This is a genomic window from Chengkuizengella sp. SCS-71B, assembly GCF_040100845.1.
Classification (GTDB): Bacteria; Bacillota; Bacilli; order Paenibacillales; family KCTC-33759; genus Chengkuizengella.
In genome coordinates this window covers 2,386,910-2,404,758 of sequence record NZ_JAZHSH010000001.1, presented here as the reverse complement: position 1 = coordinate 2,404,758, position 17,849 = coordinate 2,386,910, and the positions used below count along the sequence as shown (strand labels likewise).

The 17,849-nt window shown below is 33.3% G+C and carries 18 protein-coding genes; 14 read left to right on the top strand and 4 right to left on the bottom strand.

Features of this window, described 5'->3' with window-relative positions; genetic code table 11:
* Positions 1-201 precede the first annotated feature (201 nt).
* A complete protein-coding gene (locus VQL36_RS11695) occupies positions 202-678 on the bottom strand; it encodes a hypothetical protein (protein WP_349249485.1) in 477 nt (158 codons plus the stop codon).
* Between the two features lie 353 nt (positions 679-1,031).
* Between VQL36_RS11695 and bluB the strand changes: the two genes are divergently transcribed.
* From bluB to VQL36_RS11675, 4 genes are all read left to right on the top strand, one after another.
* A complete protein-coding gene (gene bluB, locus VQL36_RS11690; protein ID WP_349249484.1) occupies positions 1,032-1,676 on the top strand; it encodes a 5,6-dimethylbenzimidazole synthase in 645 nt (214 codons plus the stop codon).
* A gap of 69 nt (positions 1,677-1,745) precedes the next feature.
* Positions 1,746-2,219: a methylated-DNA--[protein]-cysteine S-methyltransferase gene (locus tag VQL36_RS11685; RefSeq protein WP_349249483.1), complete on the top strand. Its 474-nt coding sequence runs from the start codon at positions 1,746-1,748 to the stop codon at positions 2,217-2,219.
* Between the two features lie 66 nt (positions 2,220-2,285).
* Entirely contained in the window at positions 2,286-2,777 is a 492-nt protein-coding gene (locus VQL36_RS11680) for a DinB family protein (RefSeq protein ID WP_349249482.1), read from the top strand.
* Between the two features lie 87 nt (positions 2,778-2,864).
* Positions 2,865-3,095 (top strand): hypothetical protein, encoded by a 231-nt coding sequence (locus VQL36_RS11675; protein ID WP_349249481.1) that lies wholly within the window; start codon positions 2,865-2,867, stop codon positions 3,093-3,095.
* A gap of 205 nt (positions 3,096-3,300) precedes the next feature.
* On the opposite strand, the gene xerS is transcribed toward VQL36_RS11675, so the two are convergent.
* Positions 3,301-4,389 carry a tyrosine recombinase XerS gene (xerS, locus tag VQL36_RS11670; RefSeq protein ID WP_349249480.1) on the bottom strand — a complete coding sequence of 363 codons (1,089 nt, stop codon included), beginning with the start codon at positions 4,387-4,389 and terminating at the stop codon, positions 3,301-3,303.
* Positions 4,390-4,608: 219 nt separating this feature from the next.
* Here xerS and VQL36_RS11665 point away from each other — a divergent pair, with 219 nt between their 5' ends.
* Complete coding sequence (locus VQL36_RS11665; RefSeq protein ID WP_349249479.1) at positions 4,609-5,316, top strand: thioredoxin family protein; 708 nt, start codon at positions 4,609-4,611, stop codon at positions 5,314-5,316.
* 162 nt (positions 5,317-5,478) lie between these two features.
* On the opposite strand, the gene VQL36_RS11660 is transcribed toward VQL36_RS11665, so the two are convergent.
* Both VQL36_RS11660 and VQL36_RS11655 read right to left on the bottom strand, forming a co-directional pair.
* The gene (locus tag VQL36_RS11660) at positions 5,479-7,680 is read right to left on the bottom strand and encodes a multicopper oxidase family protein (RefSeq protein ID WP_349249478.1); all 2,202 of its coding nucleotides are present in this window, start codon (positions 7,678-7,680) and stop codon (positions 5,479-5,481) included.
* A 207-nt stretch (positions 7,681-7,887) separates the two neighbouring features.
* Entirely contained in the window at positions 7,888-8,529 is a 642-nt protein-coding gene (locus VQL36_RS11655; RefSeq protein ID WP_349249477.1) for an aquaporin, read from the bottom strand.
* Positions 8,530-8,921: 392 nt separating this feature from the next.
* Between VQL36_RS11655 and VQL36_RS11650 the strand changes: the two genes are divergently transcribed.
* From VQL36_RS11650 to sdaAA, 9 genes are all read left to right on the top strand, one after another.
* The gene (locus VQL36_RS11650; RefSeq protein WP_349249476.1) at positions 8,922-10,079 is read left to right on the top strand and encodes a serine hydrolase; all 1,158 of its coding nucleotides are present in this window, start codon (positions 8,922-8,924) and stop codon (positions 10,077-10,079) included.
* A 63-nt stretch (positions 10,080-10,142) separates the two neighbouring features.
* Positions 10,143-10,526 carry a VOC family protein gene (locus tag VQL36_RS11645; RefSeq protein WP_349249475.1) on the top strand — a complete coding sequence of 128 codons (384 nt, stop codon included), beginning with the start codon at positions 10,143-10,145 and terminating at the stop codon, positions 10,524-10,526.
* 191 nt (positions 10,527-10,717) lie between these two features.
* Positions 10,718-10,852 (top strand): RAxF-45 family protein, encoded by a 135-nt coding sequence (locus VQL36_RS11640; protein WP_349249474.1) that lies wholly within the window; start codon positions 10,718-10,720, stop codon positions 10,850-10,852.
* 227 nt (positions 10,853-11,079) lie between these two features.
* Positions 11,080-12,699, top strand: coding sequence for a ribosomal protection-like ABC-F family protein (gene abc-f / locus VQL36_RS11635; RefSeq protein WP_349249473.1), 1,620 nt, complete (start codon positions 11,080-11,082; stop codon positions 12,697-12,699).
* 18 nt (positions 12,700-12,717) lie between these two features.
* Positions 12,718-13,584, top strand: coding sequence for a patatin-like phospholipase family protein (locus VQL36_RS11630; RefSeq protein ID WP_413789507.1), 867 nt, complete (start codon positions 12,718-12,720; stop codon positions 13,582-13,584).
* Positions 13,585-13,613: 29 nt separating this feature from the next.
* Positions 13,614-14,294: a GNAT family N-acetyltransferase gene (locus VQL36_RS11625; protein WP_349249471.1), complete on the top strand. Its 681-nt coding sequence runs from the start codon at positions 13,614-13,616 to the stop codon at positions 14,292-14,294.
* A gap of 284 nt (positions 14,295-14,578) precedes the next feature.
* Entirely contained in the window at positions 14,579-15,811 is a 1,233-nt protein-coding gene (locus tag VQL36_RS11620) for an MFS transporter (protein WP_349249470.1), read from the top strand.
* Between the two features lie 248 nt (positions 15,812-16,059).
* Positions 16,060-16,722, top strand: coding sequence for an L-serine ammonia-lyase, iron-sulfur-dependent subunit beta (gene sdaAB / locus VQL36_RS11615; protein ID WP_349249469.1), 663 nt, complete (start codon positions 16,060-16,062; stop codon positions 16,720-16,722).
* Positions 16,723-16,843: 121 nt separating this feature from the next.
* The gene (gene sdaAA, locus VQL36_RS11610) at positions 16,844-17,731 is read left to right on the top strand and encodes an L-serine ammonia-lyase, iron-sulfur-dependent, subunit alpha (protein WP_349249468.1); all 888 of its coding nucleotides are present in this window, start codon (positions 16,844-16,846) and stop codon (positions 17,729-17,731) included.
* Positions 17,732-17,849: the final 118 nt, after the last annotated feature.

Here is a 17,849-nt window from a genome sequence, read left to right as displayed (position 1 = left end):
ATTTTAGTTGCTGTAAGTGAAGGTTCGAGATATGGTTATCGTGGAGGCAGCAGTTGGAATGACGATCCATCGTTCACATTGTTAGGCAAATATTCGACTGTAGAATTCAGGTGATAATGAAGTGCACCCCAATTGTTAGACACAATCTATCAGTTGGAAGTGCTCTTTTTCTTTGGGACATCGTTTGGAGATATTATACAATTAGTTGAGTTGAATTCTTGTAATTTGGCAAGTTGATATTGCAGCATTAGAAAAAGTCCCAAGATCACTTAAAATTAAAATACCTTCTCCAACTTGTGAAACAATTCCAGTTACGATATTTCCGTCTGCAAAGGGTGCTATTCCTCCAATAAATTCAAGATCCACTTCTTTTCCAATGAGCTGCTGCAATTCATTTGTAGCTGGATCCTCACAACAATTGCACTCTCCTTTTTTATCCTGGCGCACTGGTTTTAACTTAATATCAAAAGGAGGACTGATAACTCCAACTGCTGTGACATTACATATCGGAAACAATCCTTCATTCGTATTCGCTATAAAATTATCAACAGAAATAATTCTAACATCATCCACGTTAACAGGTGTAGCTATATCTACCTCACGTTCTACTAATTGTTGCATTACGCATTGCATCGGACAGACACAGCAATTACAGATTGTTCTATCAAAAGTTCCCATGATTTCACCTCCGTTCTTTTTTTATCTAATATATGTTATGAGTTTTATTAGAATTTTGATTAGATGTGTGTACCTAATGTTAAAATTGTGCTTTTGCGTACCTTAGGACATCGGAAGAATCAGGATTAGGAAAGGCATTTCTAGATACACACTGGATATATATTGCTATATAGTGGAATTTAAGTAAAAATTATGTAAAAATATAAAATGAAAAATAAAAAATATTTTAATTTAAAACTATATTTATGATTATTGTTTTTTAATGAAACTAAAGTATAATTTGAAAGGGTTTTGTAACTCGTTGAACATTATATTGAATAAGATACAGTAGACCACTTTAAGGGGGGGACATGATGTTTTCTGATCAAGAGCGAGATGCAATTTATAAGGTGATCCGTAAGAGAAGAGATGTTCGTTCATTTTTAACTAAATGTATACCAGAAGAAGTGATTGAAAGAATCATTGAAGCAGGACACCATGCACCATCTGTTGGATTTATGCAACCATGGAATTTTATTATCGTTCGTTCTCAAAAAATAAAGGAACAACTTGCCTGGGCAGCGGATAAAGAAAGACGGGCTTTGGCGATTCATTATGAGGGTGAACGTCAAGATCATTTTTTAAGTTTAAAAGTTGAGGGATTAAAGGAAGCTCCGATTACCATTTGTGTTACCTGTGACCCAACAAGAGGAGGCACTCATGTACTTGGTCGAAATTCTATTCCTGAAACAGATATGATGTCTGTTGCTTGCTCGATTCAAAATATGTGGCTTGCTTCTTGTGCAGAAGGAATAGCATTAGGTTGGGTCAGTTTTTATAAAAAAAATGACATAAGAGAAATTATGAAAATTCCACCTCACATAGATCCAGTAGCATTGTTATCTCTAGGTTATACAGATGAATATCCAGAAGCCCCAATATTGGAAACAAGTAAATGGGCTAAAAGGGAAGAGATAAGTAAATTAATATATGTAAATCATTGGGGATTGAAAAAATAACAAAGCAATATTTTAAAAACTTTAACCTCTAAAGTGTTGTATAGTTAAATAAAGAAGGGAGCTCATGTTATGACTAGAGAATATATTCAATACTATTCTTCACCAGTAGGACTTATACAATGTAAAAGTGATGACAATCGATTAATAGAAGTAAATTTTGTCGAGGAAGAGAATGAGCAAGCTTCATTAAAAATTCCATCAATTTTAAAAGAAACTCTTAAGCAGTTGGATGAATACTTTGCAGGGACAAGGACGAAATTTGATGTAAAACTACATTTAAATGGCACAGAATTTCAGGATACAGTATGGAAGGAACTAACTAATATTCCTTATGGAGAAGCAGTTTCTTATAAAACTGTAGCAGAAAGAATTGGGAATGGAAAAGCAGTAAGAGCAATTGGGAATGCAAATAATAAAAACAAAATTGTGATCATTGTTCCGTGCCATAGAGTTATGGGCAGTAATGGGAAGTTAGTAGGCTATGGCGGAGGATTATGGAGAAAAAAGTGGTTGTTGAACCACGAAAATATAGCTTTTCATTGAGCAGGTTATGATATACATCTCAAAGAATATATATATTTAAACAAATAAAAATGGGGTGTAGAAAATATGGAATTTGTAACAGAAATTAGAAATAAGTTAATCCAAAGTGTAGAGGATCTGAATGATGAACAAATAAATCAAAAGCAGACAAATGACGATTGGAGTATATTGCAAGTACTTCACCATTTGTATTTAACAGAGCATGTTATTCAAGCTGGTTTCAAACATGTAATCCAAAAAAATAAACAAAATCAAACAACGATCAAATCATTTGAGATTGTAACGAATCGAACAATTAAAAGAGAGGCCCCAGATTATACTCAACCAACTGATCAATACATGTCAAAACAAGAAATTTTGAGTCTATTAAGTGAGTCAAGAGATCAATTGATTGGTATTTTGAATAATATTGAAGATAGCCTTTTGTCACATCTTTCTATGTCACATCCTTTATTAGGCCGTTTAAACCTAGATCAATATTTGGAATTTATAGGTATTCATGAACAAAGACATATAAAACAAATAGAAGACTTGAAAGCTAGTATGATAGTAAGCTAATATAAGCGATATAGAGCAAGAGTGACTTCACTCTGTTTTAATAAAATCTGGATGAAACATAGGTCGTTTAGAGAGTGAGGAAGCAAAATGGGAGATATAGATAAAAGAGATCGTTTAAAGGAAAACCCATTCAGTTATAAGATAACTAAAGCGAATAAAACGATGATTTATTGGGATAACAGAATGATCAAAACGTTAAGTGAAAAAGAATCAAAAAAGTTTTTATCTAATATAGAAGGCAAGGATGATTATGCAATTCAACTTATATTAGCCAAACTTACAGGGAATTTTAAGCGGGGAAATGAGAAAAATAAATAAGATTAAAAATTATAGTTGAATTGATATTTTAAAAAAAGTCGATTTATAGTTTAAATGCCTATTCTAAAAAAATAGGCATTTAAACATTATTTACTACCTAAGTATGCATCTAACTTCATTGATGTTTTTCTAAACTTATTACAATTCCCTCGAGTAAATCTGCTATTCTGATCGCATTCTAATTTCATCTGAATAACCAGTAACCTCATTCATTCTCACTAACTCTACGATCAATCGCTTTTTCCATTGTTTTGTCTGTTAAATGCGCGTAGATTTGTGTCGTATCGGTAGATGCATGTCCTAATTGTTCTTGTGTTTTATATAGATCATTTTGCAAATAATAATCTGTTGCGAAAGAATGTCTTAGTTTATGAACAGTTAAATAAGGCTTTCCAAACCTTTTTGCATATTTAATGACCATTTCTTGAATAGCACGTTTAGACATTCTTTTACCTTGTTGTGCTCCATTTGGAATAGTAAGAAAGAAAGCTTTCTCTTTTTTCTGTGATTTATAAATTGTATCTCGATTGGATAAGTAATTTTGTATATACTTTATAGCATGATTTCTAAAATAAACTCTAGTTTTAAAAGTTTCATCATGATTTCCTTTTCTATATACATAAACCGTTTGTTTTTTTAAATCAATATCATCTAGGGTTAAATTAACAACTTCTGAAACCCGCAAACCAGAATGAAGAATTAGGCTAATAATGCAGACATCTCTATCTTTGTTTAGTTGATAAAAATATAAAGCCTGTTTATTTTTTGAAATGTCCTGTTCATAACCAGATTTAACATATTCAATAAACTCGACAATTTCACTTTCTTGTAATAACTTCCCTTCTAATTTATTCGCTATTTCCTTCGCTTTGTTCGTCCTTTTTATTTCAATTTTAGCCATAACGTTTCTTTTCAAAAGAGGATAGAAATTCTCATCTTCTGCTATTTGACTTAAGTAATGAAAAAGTGATCGAAGGGAGGAGAGTTTTCTAGTAATTGTGATTTTTGAATTTGAATTCTCTTTTCTAGTTGCCAAAAATGCTCTGAAATTATCAATACTTTCTGTATGTAGTTTCTCTAAGTGCTCTAAAGGAACATCTTTTATATTTTTAACATCAGATAAACCCTCAGCAAGTAACCAAGATAGAAATGTACTATAATCTCTAACATATTCAAGTAAAGTAGATGGTGAAAGATCCTGTAATTTGTGATTGATAAATTTCTCAATATACCAAGGCAGCGTTGGAATTATTTTATCTAGTTCTTGTCTATCTTTTAATTTTATAATGTTCATCATAAATTCCCCCTTGATAAAAATCTATCATTAAGATGTATAAACATTAGAATATCCACATCTTACTATTTTTTCATAAATGAACTAATAAATCAATGCAATATCCCTTGCAAAGTAAAAATAAATATGTTACCATAAAGTCACATTATATATGTGACTAAAAAGTAACATTTTAGATTGACATCATGATAAATTTAAATAATAAAGAGGAGGATATTCATGAATAATCAGAAAATAATTTCTAGAGAAGAATGGCTTGAAATACGAAAGGCTCACCTTGAAAAGGAAAAAGCATTTACGCTTCAAAAAGACCAATTGAGTCGAGATAGACGAGAACTCCCTTGGGTAAGAGTAGAAAAGGGATATGTGTTTGATGGTCCAAATGGTAAGGAAACTCTAGAAGAGCTTTTTGAGGGAAGAAGTCAACTTATTGTTTATCACTTTATGTTTGGACCTAATGAAAAAGAAGGTTGTAAGAGTTGTTCTTTTTGGGCAGATAACTTTAACGGAGCTATTGTTCATCTCAACCAAAGAGATATTACAATGATTGCTGTTTCTAAGGCAGGATTAAGCACATTAGAGGAGTATAAAAAGCGTATGGGATGGGGTTTTAAGTGGGTTTCATCCTTTAGTAATGATTTTAACCGAGATTATAAAGTTTCATTTACTAAAGATGAAATTAAAAAGGGAGAAAAGCTCTATAATTTTGGTACTGTCGAAGCACCTCACGATGAGGCGCATGGAATCAGTGTCTTTTATAAAAATGAGCAGGGTGAAGTGTTTCATACTTATTCTACTTATTCACGTGGTTTAGACATCGTAAATGGTGCGTATCAATATATGGACTTAGTTCCAAAAGGGCGAGGTAACGAAGAAGATCTTCCTTATAGTATGGCATGGTTACAAAGGCATGATAGTTATAACTAATAATAACCTTATGGTTACACTACACAATAAGTAAGGCTAGAAATTAAGAAACAGAAGAAGATTTCAAATTAATTATATGGGTAATTTGTCACCCCCAGAATGGAAAAACAATCGTTCTAATTAATCATCAGCATTTTATTCTGGGGATTTTTGTTTAAAGAGTTATTGATTTTTTCTTATGCAAACCTTAATGATGTCTTTTTCAATAAAATTATAAGCTACTTCTTCATTCGTTACAGAATGTGCTCCAAAGTTCTGTGTATTAGCGAAAACCTCACATAAAACGGTTGAACCAGTAATCATGAAAGAGTCATTCTCATTTGCATCTTCTCGATCAATAATACACTGAAAAGGAAGATCGTCAGTAATCGTAGTATCTTCTTTAACTCCGTTATCTAAGACTGCAGTATAGGTTATCGTCTTACGAAGGAAACCACTAATAATTACTTTTTCAGGACATACTTTTTCTATTTCGGCAAAGATTGTTTTATTGTTTGAAATGGGAGCATTATTTAATGCTGGAGGCACCAACTGCGTATTTCCCTCAACAACAACTTCACAGCAAGATTGTGGATTGCTTTCAAGAATAAGACCAGATACAACCTTCATTGGTCTCATCATATCATTATCTTCATGATCTAAAATATGGCAGTGCCATACATATCCAGGACCAAATGTAGGATCAAATGAAAATTGATTTACTCCAGGTTTGGAACCTCCTGATTCTATATTTTGTGGCGCAAAACGAAGTCTAAGTATGGTGACTTCATTTGGATTCGCTCGAAAAGTATCTTTCCATCCCTGTTCATTCAAATCTGGCTCCATAGGTTTGCCTATAAGATAGGGTTCTACATCTAAAGGGATCGTTGGATGCTGGAGGGGAGGTTTACCATTTAAACTTTCCCAATCCGCTAAGTATCTTTCAGAGTCAAAGAGCTGCCGACTGACCATTTGAAACTGAATCAAGTGTACGTGAATAGGATGGGTAGCTGCCGATACATTAGCTAAAACCCAATCCACAGTTGATCCAACCTGTGGTAATTCTGAGATCGGAGATTCCCACCTTTGACCGTCCAATAATAATTCACGAGGACCAGGTTCTGTTTCTTCACGCACCACATTTAGAGTGAAGGTTTGTTTTGGAACATCTGGAATCAGTATAGGTATGTTATTTAGTATGGGTGGAAGCCTCACTGGTCGTACTGGTTGTGTATCAAGCACAGTGAACTGCATAATTTGCCCTGTAGTATCTGGATCTGGTCGATTGCCACCAGGAAAAGGAGCAAAAGCATCATTTTTTACTATAATTTTAGTTCCAGGATGTAATTTTGAAAAATCAATTAAAACGTCAGCACGCTCTGCTGGTGCAAGTAGAAGTTCAGTCAGTGTTACTGGACTACGTAAAAATCCTCCATCAGAACCAATCTGTATAAACGACTGATCGTTTGATAGTTTTAGATTAAAGAATCTGGAATTCGCTCCATTAAGGAATCTAATACGGTACTGCCTACGTTCAACATCGAGGTTTGGCCAAACCTTACCATTCACCATAATGGAATTGCCTAAAAAATCATTAACCCAATAAGGATGAACTTCTGGATTAACACCGATGTTAGGGAACAATAATGAACCATCTTCATTAAATGAACGGTCCTGAATAACGATAGGAATTTCAAACGGTCCACTTGGAAGAAGCGGCTCTATATCATTATTTGGATCTCTCAACAAGTAAAATCCAGAAAGTCCAGCAACAACATTAAGTCGTGTGATACCAAGTGTATGATCATGGTACCATAGGGTAGTGGATTCCTGCTGGTTTGGATAAGTGAAGCGCGATTGAGTGAAGTTAGGCCCCGTTTTTTCCTCTCCAGCTGTAAACCACGATTCAGGACCACCATCAGAATCAGATCTAACTTCTCCACCGTGCAAGTGAGTAGATACGGGAACTGGACTTTGGGCTAGTGGATATCCCGGTGGAAATGATTGAAATGGTGGTTCTGGTGTGGGCATATTATTAGGATTTGCCCAGTGTAGGGTGGGATCAACTGGAAGAAAATGAGGATCAGTAAGGTTGTTTACCCACTGAACATTCACGGGGATTCCTCTAACAGCTTCAAAAGTAGGTCCTGGAGTAGCACTGAAACAAGAGCCATCTTCTATAATACCTTCGTAACCCCATACAAGTGTTTCAGGAAAATCTGGTGGAAGAAGTTGTTGCTTGAATCCAGTTGTAAAAACTGTATAGTTGTGACTCAGTACTTCACCTGTAGCTGGGTCCCTTACAACGAAAGGTTTAAATACAGGGGGAACCACTAATTGATTAACATACTTAGTAATTAACTTTGGATCTAAAGGCTTTGTCATTCTTTATCCTCCTTTGTTGTCTTGTGAATAATTTATATAATATAAAAAAAATACAATTACATGCTAATATATGTATCTTAAGTCTCAACATTTATGTCTTTTTTCTGAAGTTTGATGAGCCTTCTTTTTATTTAGGAATAAAAAAAACCGATTTCAACATGAAATCAGCGTTTTTTGAAGAAGTTGTTATGATTTTAAACTATGGTACTATTTCTCACGTATAAACTGATAAATAATTGCAGCTGCAATTGAACCTAATGTTGTAGCGACAATGTATATCCATAGATGCTCTAACGTTCCAGATAACATTGCAGGACCAATGGATCTGGCAGGATTCATTGAAGCTCCACTGATTGGTCCAGCAAACATTGCTTCAAGTCCAACTGTAGTACCGATTGCGATTCCAGCAAAAGACTTCACAGCTTTTCCATGAACGGCAGAACCTAGGATAACCATCATTAAAAAGAACGTAAGGATAAATTCAATGATAAAAGTTTGCAACCATCCCTCTCTAGGTAACGTAGCACCTAAATTAGCTATGTTCCCAAATAAAATTAGAAGGGTAGTACTTGCAGCCAAACCAGCCAAAATCTGAGTTGAAATATATAAAGCAGCTTCTTTTCCATCGATACTTCGATTTGTTAAAAATCCGATTGTCACAGCAGGGTTAAAATGTGCACCAGAAATATGACCGAATGTATAAATCATCGCCATCACAACAAGTCCCCAAGTTATAGCTACTCCAACATGTGTTAAATCTCCAGTAATCGAGTTCGTAACTATAGCACCTGTACCTGCTAATATTAAAAAGTAAGTGCCTAAAAATTCTGCTATTAGTTTTTTTGTCATAAGTTAATCTCCTAAATGTAAATGTATGGATAAAAAAAGATTCCTATTTTTCAATATCATCGTTAGAATCCTTTTATATTATGATCTATTTACAAGTTGCAATGCAACTATAAAATTGTAAACTGAATGTAAAATCCACATATGCCTAAGCATTCCATCATTTGAATTTCCCATATCCTCCTAATTCAATTAGATTTTATTACTTATTGTATGTCTTCAATGCTAAAATCGATATAATGAAGAGGGGCTGGAACTAAAAATAGACGTTTTCATAAAGGATGAACAAAACTTTTTTTAATATGATTTTTCCATAGAACTAGAAAGGAAGTTATTTAATGTATAATGATTATATTGATCGTATAATTAAATAAAAAAGGGGAAAAATTTATATCATGAAAATCTACATTCATTGTTTATTCGTTTTTATAATCTTCTTTTCTACTACAATTAATAGTTTTGCTCAAGAAGAAAAATTACCTGAGAGATTATTAGACGAACTCCATTCCATTGGTAATATCGCTTTTTATTATGAAAATTTAGTAACCGGAACATCAATGTCCTATCAAAAAGAAAAGGTCTATGCTGGGGCTAGCACAATAAAATTGCCTTTGGCTGTATATATTTATCAAGAAGCTGCCAATGGTAGCTTGAACTTGAATCAAAAGCTAACCTATTCAGTTTACCATTACTATGAAGGAAGTGGAGTAATTCAATTTCAGCCTTTTGGTACACAATATACCATTCGTGATTTAGTAAAAAAGATGATTGTACATAGTGATAATGTGGCTTATATTATGTTAACTGAGAAAATGGGAAGAGCGAACTTTCTCTCTTTTTTACAAGAAATAGGTGGAAAAAATATTTTTCCGAATGGATCTAATAGATTAAGTGCAGAAGACTTAGCCACCTATGTTAAATCATTAAATGAATTTATTGAAGAACATGAATTATTGGGGCAAGAATTGCTAGATGTTTTTGTTTATACGGATTATAATGACACGATACCTGCTGGTGCTAGCGAATTAAATGTAGCGCATAAAGTAGGTTATCTTCCATTAGAACTAATTTATCATGATGTTGGAATTGTATATGATGAACATCCATACATTCTTGTGATAATGACAAAGGGCGTACCATATGAAAAGGTAAGAGGCGTCATTGCTCAAATAACTAAAAAAATTCACAACATTCATTTGAATTTAAAACCAGTACATATTCAAGTGAACAATAAAAAAGTAGATTTTCCAGATGCTCAGCCGGTGATGAATCCTGAAGGAGGTACAACCTATGTTCCAGTTCGATTTATTACGGAACATTTAGGTGGACAAGTACATTGGTTTAACGGAATATTGAATGTAACTTTAAATGAAACAGAGATGATTTTTTATTTTGAAAATAAACAAAAGGTTTTAATTAATGGGGTTGAGGAAGAGTTAGGTTTTGAAATCATGGAGAGACATAATCGAATCTATGTGCCGCTTCGATTGATTACTGAAACCTTAGGTTTTCAAGTTCAATGGGAACAGAAAACTAGAACCATAAATATATAATAACCTTTTATAAAATAACCGAGATTGTTAGCACATCAAAATAACGAGGGAGGCAACAACAGTATGAAAATCATTGTTACTAGTATATTCGTACAAGATCAAGACAAGGCACTGGCGTTTTATACAGAAAAGCTAGGGTTTGTAAAAAAGGAGGACGTTCCCGTCGGAGAATTTAGGTGGTTAACTCTTGTTTCTCCCGATGATTTGGATGGAACAGAGATTTTACTCGAACCAAATGACAATCCTGCCGCCAAAGAGTATCAAAAGAAGATATTTACCGATGGCATCCCAGCAACAATGTTTGGCGTTGAAGATATTTATAAAGAGTACAAAGGGTTAATAGCAAAAGACGTGAGGTTTACTATGGAGCCGACAGAAATGGGAGAAGTCACAATGGCAATCTTCGACGATACATGCGGCAACCTTATACAGATAGTGCAGAAGTAACCAAGTATTAAACTAAAATCACTAGTGGTTTTCGACAATTTGGTGCGATTATGGAATAACATGAGTAGAAAATGATCAAACTTTATTTTAAAATTGCATTGAGAATGGATAGAAAGTGCATTGTAATCCCAAATTCTATGTGATAAGATAAATATGTTTTTATTATTCTAATTTTGAAAGGGGGGATTGAGGTGTTACATTCTGTAAAAGGTCGCACAGGATATTTATCATATGTGTATATTGTCCGTGCAATTTTTGCTGGTGTTGTTTTCAATGGGATACGTATGTCCATTTTTAATAAAACAACATCATATTACAGAATGTAAAAATCTCTTACCCAACTTTAATATACAGGTAATATCATTGGGAGGGCGATTTGCCCTCTTTTTTGTTTTTATAAAAACGGTTCCTTTTTCGTATTATCAATATGGTTTCCATATTTAAAATAGGGACTCTAGATTATCTGTATAAGATTAATTATAAATTTGTTTGTTCAAACCATGGGTTGATTTTTACTCATGGTTTTTTTGTATTTTCGAAAGGAGAAATTAAAATGATTGTTTGTGCATTTGATGATGTAAGTAAAACTTTAGGTGGAAACATGATTTTTGAAAAATTAAGATTTGAAGTCAAAGAAGGAGAATGTATTGGTTTAGTAGGGACAAATGGGAGTGGTAAAACAACCATTTTAAAACTCATATCTGGCATTGAACCTTGTGATGAAGGCAAAATTCATATTAAAAAAGAAGCCAAAGTTGGTTACCTTGAACAAATACCATCTTTTGATGAAGAGGAGACCGTTAGGGATGTATTGTGTGGAGCTTTTAAAGAGATCAACGAGTTAAATAAAAAAATGAGAGTTATCGAAGAAAAAATGGAAACAGATGCACACAATTTAGAAAAGTTATTGAAGCAATATGGGGATATGCAAGAAGTTTTTACTAAATTGGGAGGTTATGAAATGGAAGCATATCTTATGAAGATCTGTAACGGTTTAGGGATCACTTCTTTGTTGGATCAACCATTTTCAAAATGTAGTGGTGGAGAACAAACAAAAATTGGTTTGGGTCTAATATTATTAAAAAAACCTGAATTATTATTGTTAGATGAACCTACCAATCATTTAGATATTCAAGCATTACAATGGTTAGAAAGTTTTATGAAAACCTATCAAGGAACAGTCATCATTGTATCGCATGACCGTTATTTTTTAGATGAAGTCGTTATGAAAATGATTGAAATAGAAGATGGAGAGCTTCAAACGTATTATGGAAATTATTCTTATTATGTAGAAGAAAAGGAAAAAAGGCTTTTAAATCAATTCGCTGCATTTCAAGAACAGCAGAAAAAAATCAAAAAAATGAAAGAAACCATTAAACAACTCAGGGAATGGGCAAATCGAGCGAACCCGCCAAATGCAAAATTGTATAAGCGAGCCAAAAACATGGAAAGAGCACTTGAACGTATGGAAAAGATTAAAAAACCGAAATTAGAAAATACAAAAATGAAATTTGATCTTCAAATGAAAGAACGAAGTGGCAAAGAGGTGGTGAAGATTGAAAATGTCACAAAAGGTTTTAATGAAAATGTTCTTTTTAAAGAATTATCTTTTTCAGTACGTTATCAAGATCGCATTGCTTTAATTGGGAACAACGGAAGTGGAAAATCAACCTTACTAAAAATGATTTTGGATGAAATGTTACCAGATGAAGGTTCGGTCCAGATAGGCAGCAATGTTAGAATCGGTTATTTATCTCAACACGTGTTTAAAAATCAACATGAAGGAAGACTCATTGATTTATTCAGAGAGCAGGTTCATGTGACAGAAGCAGAAGCTCGACATATTTTAGCCAAATTTATGTTTTATGGACATTCCGTTTTTAAAAAAGTAAGTCAGTTAAGCGGTGGAGAAAGAATGCGAGTAAGGCTTGCACAGCTAATGAACCAAAACATGAACTTCATCATCTTAGATGAACCAACTAACCATTTAGATATTGATTCTCGAGAAGTTTTAGAGGAGACTTTGGAACAATTTGAAGGAACTATCTTATGTGTATCTCATGATCGCTATTTATTAAATCGTTGTTTTGATCAAACATACTGGCTTGAAAATGGTAAAATTTTTAAGTATATTGGTAATTACGATACTGCTAAACAAAAACATCAACTCTAACAGTTATATGAGGATGTGATGACTTTGGATAATATTGGGCTAGTACTTGAGGGTGGTGGATTAAGGGGCGTTTACACAGCAGGGATATTGGATTACTTTATTAAGAAGGAGTTTACCATTCCGTATATCATTGGTGCTTCTGCAGGAGCTTGTAACGCGACCTCATATATTTCAAAGCAATACGGTAGAAATAAAAAAGTAACCATTGATTACATTGATTATCCTGGGTATATCAGTGTTAGAAATTTAATTACAAAGAAAAGTTTGTTTGGTATGGATATTATTTTTGATGAGCTACCTAATAAACATGAACCGTTTGATTACGATGCGTTTCATTCTTCACCTCAAACTTTTAAAATTGTTGTTACAGATTGCGTAACAGGTAAACCAATTTATTTTGACAAAAACGAAGAACCCAGTAATGTATTTACGTTATTAAAAGCATCTATTAGTTTACCTTTAATTACCCAAATAGTTGAGTACGGTGAGTACAAGTTATTAGATGGGGGTATCGCTGATCCGATCCCCCTTAAAAAGTCTATAGAAGATGGGAATAAACGAAATATCGTTATCCTAACTAGAAATAAAGGGTATAAGAAAAAGCCTGCTAGTTTTAGATGGATGCTAAAAGCGAGGTACCACCGAAAATACAAAGGGTTAGTAAATACGATGATAAATCGTCACATTGAATACAATGCAACTTTACAATATGTTAATCATCTTGAGGAAAAAGGTGACATTTTTGTGTTCAGACCCGAACAACCTTTACAAGTGGATCGTTTAGAAAAAGATAAAACAAAACTAACACTATTGTATGAACAAGGAATTGAAGATGCTAAAAAACAATATGATCAACTTTTAAATTGGATAAATAAAAATGAGTAAAAAAAGCGTTTAAACATGGGGGAGAGGTTTTGAAAAGGAAAAAGAGGCTAGTTATTTTTAATTTAGTATTGTCATCATTTTTATTTGTATTTCGAATAATTCTGCTTATAGTTACAATACAATATTTCACTAATAATCGTGTTGGAGTCGTACATAGTTTGGAAGTGCCACCAAGAATATTTGAGCAGTTCACCATTCAAATTTTTCCATTGTTACTTTATTTGCTATTATCTATTGCTATGGCTATAAACGAGAGAAGGAAGCGACAATCAAGTGATATAAGTGGAATCTCTCATCTTGTTTATAAAGGCTCTCCCGATGTAGAAGACTACTTAAACGTAAGAAAAATTACAGGATTAAGTGAGAAAAGTGAAAAAGGAGCTAAACTTGGACTGAAAAATACAGTTTGTGCTATATCAATCTATCATGACTATAATTTGATCGGTATGGGTAGAATCATTGGAGATAAAGGTTGCTTCTATCAAATTGTAGATGTTGCTGTAGATCCAAATTATCAAGGTCAAGGATTCGGGAAATTGATTATGAATGAACTTACGACTTATTTAGACGAAAATGCACCCAATGGTGCTTATGTAAGTTTAATCGCAGATGAACCGGCAGACAAATTATATGAGAAATACGGGTTTAAATACACTTATCCAGCTTCTCATGGTATGTATAAATTGTCCCAAAGAAGTGAAGAGGTATAGTAAAGCTAGTAAAATATCTGTTTTCCATATTTCTCAAGAAAAATTTATAAAATGGATCATCTAAATTATGAGGTGCTCATTTAAATATTATTTACAAGAAAAGTATGAGGACATTCTGCCTCATACTTTTCTTGTGTTTAATCCATATACAGACTGTAGTTATTTTAAAATCATAAGTGGAACATTTTCCAATGAAAAAAAATGATTGCCAAAATATACGACTCCCTATATAATATTAAAATTACTCTAAAATTTTGGTAGACAGCTAGGAGGGGGAGAGAGTTATGAAATTTAAAGATTTTCATATTAATATTAAAATTCGTATTATTGAAACATTTATCAGTAGGTTCATAGGTAGTATGATATTTCCGTTTATGGCAATTTATCTTGCACAATATTATGGGCAAGGGATTACTGGATTGTTGCTTTTTATTAATGTTATTGTTGGGGTTGTATTTAATTTCTTTGGTGGTTTTATTTCTGATCGTTTAGGACGAAGAAAAATTATGATGTATGCGGAGATCATCAGGTTTTTTGCATTTTTTACGATGATGGCTTTTAACTCTCCTTGGGCTGAATCGGTTTTGATTACATTTTTAATGATGACTGTAAACACGATTTGTTGGGGATTTTCTGGACCAGCACATCAAGCTATGTTAATCGATGTAAGTACACCTGAACAGCGAAAGCTTATGTATTCAATAACCTATTGGGCAAACAATTTATCAATTGCTATAGGTGGAATTTTAGGTGCTTTTTTATTCAAAGATTATCTGTTCGAATTGTTAATTGGCTTGACATTGGCTTCTCTAGTTACTGTTTCATTGATCGTGTTTTTTATAAAAGAGAGTTATTTTCCAAATCAACAAGAAAATACCTCCTTTCACATATTGGAGATATTTGATGCTTATAAGATGGTATTTAAAGATCGCTTGTTCATTTGGTTTGTAGTAGCAGGAATTTTGGTTTTATCCATGGAATTTAATTTAACGAATTTTATTGCTATTCGTTTAAGTGAAGAAATGACAAATCAATATTTCCTAAATTGGGAGATTCAAGGAATTCAAATGTTAGGTATTTTAAGAACAGAAAATACAATTTTAGTTGCATTATTTGCAATATTTGCTGCAAAGTTTATTGAGAGATTTAAGGAGAAAAACGTTCTAATAATAGGTTGTTTAATGTTTGTTGTTGGGTATGGTGTGATTTCTTTTTCAAATAACATTTGGCTTTTATTTATTATGATGATAATTGCTACGGTTGGAGAAGTGATTAGAGTTCCTGTTGAACAATCAAGTATGGCTGCACTCCCACCTGATGATGCTAGAAGTTCATATATGGCTATAAAAGGAATGAGTTTTAATCTAAGCATGTTGATTTCATCTATCGTAGTAGCTTTAGGTGCATTTTTACCCTCTTTTGTAATGGCAATTATTATTACTTGCATTGGACTTCTAGGTACATCCATATATTATTTTATATTTGATAAAGTACAGTTGCGAGTAAATGCAAAGTGAACTCGTTTAAGCAAAGCTTATACATCGTGAATTCAGACCAATATTTATTCAAAGAAATGAGTAAACTTCCTAGTTCCCATTAGAGGTTTCTTGTGATATTCTAAGGGTGTAAATTTACACATAAAATTCACATCAATCTTACTGGTAATGTAAGCGAATGAAATGTATATATTAGTATAAAATATCATGAGTAATTTATATAAATATTAATAAATTTTTTTTAGTGAACGGGGAAGGAGAACATCACTATGAAATTTAAAAGTGTGTTTGATATTATAGGACCTGTGATGATTGGTCCATCTAGTTCTCATACGGCTGGAGCGGCGAGGATTGGTAAGGTTGCTCGTAGTTTATTTGGCAGACAGCCAAAATGGATTACAATATCGTTTTATGGCTCTTTTGCTAACACTTATAAAGGTCATGGAACAGATGTTGCAATTATTGGAGGCATTTTAGATTTTGATACTTTTGATGAACGTATCAAATCCTCACTTGGCATAGCGCACCAGCTAGGAATCAATGTTACTTTTAGAGAAGAGGAAGCAGTTACAGATCATCCCAATACCGCTAGAGTTAAGGTTGGAGATGATGCTGGTGAACTTGAACTAGTTGGTATTTCTATCGGTGGTGGGAAGATTGAAATTACAGAGTTGAACGGTTTTGAATTGAAATTGTCAGGTAATCATCCAGCAATTTTAATTGCACACAATGACAAATTTGGTGCTATTGCTTCTGTATCTAACTTATTAGCCAAACATCAAATTAATATTGGTCATATGGAAGTTTCCAGAAAGGAAAAAGGGAAACTTGCATTAATGACAATTGAGGTAGATCAGAATATTGATCAGTCTGTTTTGGATGATTTATCGTTACTACCAAATATATTACAGGTGACCAAGATTGTCGATTAACAAATTCCATAAGTAAGTAAAAAGTATTTGAAATATTTTTCAGTTTACAAAACAGGAAGTTTTAGTACAGTGTGACCAATTCTTCCGTGAAATGGAACGTGAATAGAGAGGAGAAAACTTAATGTTTCGTAATGTAGCTGAGCTTGTCCATTTAGCAGAAAGTAAAAACATTAAAATCGCTCAAGTTATGATTGAGCAAGAAATGGAAGTTAAAGAAAAAACACGTGAAGAAATACTTTCGTTAATGGGACAAAATTTAGATGTTATGGAAAGAGCAGTAGAAAAAGGATTAACTGGAGTCCATTCATTCTCTGGTTTAACAGGTGGAGATGCTGTTCTATTGCAAAAGTATATTCAAAAAGGACAGTTTTTAACTGGTGAAATCATTTTAGATGCAGTTAGTAAAGCTGTTGCTACAAATGAAGTGAATGCAGCAATGGGAACGATATGTGCTACGCCGACTGCTGGTTCAGCGGGTGTTGTACCAGGTACATTGTTTGCTTTAAAAAATAAATTAAATCCTTCTAGAGAACAAATGATTGAATTTTTATTTACAGCGGGAGCATTTGGGTTTGTTGTAGCCAACAATGCTTCCATTTCCGGAGCTGCAGGAGGTTGTCAGGCTGAGGTAGGATCAGCTGCAGGAATGGCTGCCGCATCAATTGTTGAAATGGCGGGCGGTACTCCAAAGCAATCTGCTGAAGCGATGGCGATTACTTTAAAAAATATGCTTGGTTTAGTTTGTGATCCAGTTGCAGGATTAGTTGAGGTACCTTGTGTGAAAAGAAATGCAATGGGAGCTTCAAATGCTATGATTGCTGCAGATATGGCATTAGCAGGTATTACAAGTCGTATTCCTTGTGATGAAGTCATTGATGCTATGTATAAAATAGGTCAAAATATGCCTACGGCATTAAAAGAAACTGCACAAGGTGGTTTAGCAGCTACACCTACAGGTAAGGAATTACAAGAAAAAATTTTTGGGGTGTCATTAAATAAAAACAATTGATGGAATATAAAGGAAAGATGTGCATTTTTGGATACTAGGACTATTTAAGGCCTTTTAATTTATTATTAGGTCTTTTTTTTATGAAAATTAACAATAAATAGCAAAATAAATATAAGTG

What these genes read in the sequence shown, in the direction of transcription:
- VQL36_RS11695 (WP_349249485.1), bottom strand. Translation starts at nt 678, where the DNA reads ATGGGAACTTTTGATAGAACAATCTGTAATTGCTGTGTCTGTCCGATG.
- bluB (WP_349249484.1), top strand. Translation starts at nt 1,032, where the DNA reads ATGTTTTCTGATCAAGAGCGAGATGCAATTTATAAGGTGATCCGTAAG.
- VQL36_RS11685 (WP_349249483.1), top strand. Translation starts at nt 1,746, where the DNA reads ATGACTAGAGAATATATTCAATACTATTCTTCACCAGTAGGACTTATA.
- VQL36_RS11680 (WP_349249482.1), top strand. Translation starts at nt 2,286, where the DNA reads ATGGAATTTGTAACAGAAATTAGAAATAAGTTAATCCAAAGTGTAGAG.
- VQL36_RS11675 (WP_349249481.1), top strand. Translation starts at nt 2,865, where the DNA reads ATGGGAGATATAGATAAAAGAGATCGTTTAAAGGAAAACCCATTCAGT.
- xerS (WP_349249480.1), bottom strand. Translation starts at nt 4,389, where the DNA reads ATGAACATTATAAAATTAAAAGATAGACAAGAACTAGATAAAATAATT.
- VQL36_RS11665 (WP_349249479.1), top strand. Translation starts at nt 4,609, where the DNA reads ATGAATAATCAGAAAATAATTTCTAGAGAAGAATGGCTTGAAATACGA.
- VQL36_RS11660 (WP_349249478.1), bottom strand. Translation starts at nt 7,680, where the DNA reads ATGACAAAGCCTTTAGATCCAAAGTTAATTACTAAGTATGTTAATCAA.
- VQL36_RS11655 (WP_349249477.1), bottom strand. Translation starts at nt 8,529, where the DNA reads ATGACAAAAAAACTAATAGCAGAATTTTTAGGCACTTACTTTTTAATA.
- VQL36_RS11650 (WP_349249476.1), top strand. Translation starts at nt 8,922, where the DNA reads ATGAAAATCTACATTCATTGTTTATTCGTTTTTATAATCTTCTTTTCT.
- VQL36_RS11645 (WP_349249475.1), top strand. Translation starts at nt 10,143, where the DNA reads ATGAAAATCATTGTTACTAGTATATTCGTACAAGATCAAGACAAGGCA.
- abc-f (WP_349249473.1), top strand. Translation starts at nt 11,080, where the DNA reads ATGATTGTTTGTGCATTTGATGATGTAAGTAAAACTTTAGGTGGAAAC.
- VQL36_RS11630 (WP_413789507.1), top strand. Translation starts at nt 12,718, where the DNA reads ATGACTTTGGATAATATTGGGCTAGTACTTGAGGGTGGTGGATTAAGG.
- VQL36_RS11620 (WP_349249470.1), top strand. Translation starts at nt 14,579, where the DNA reads ATGAAATTTAAAGATTTTCATATTAATATTAAAATTCGTATTATTGAA.
- sdaAB (WP_349249469.1), top strand. Translation starts at nt 16,060, where the DNA reads ATGAAATTTAAAAGTGTGTTTGATATTATAGGACCTGTGATGATTGGT.
- sdaAA (WP_349249468.1), top strand. Translation starts at nt 16,844, where the DNA reads ATGTTTCGTAATGTAGCTGAGCTTGTCCATTTAGCAGAAAGTAAAAAC.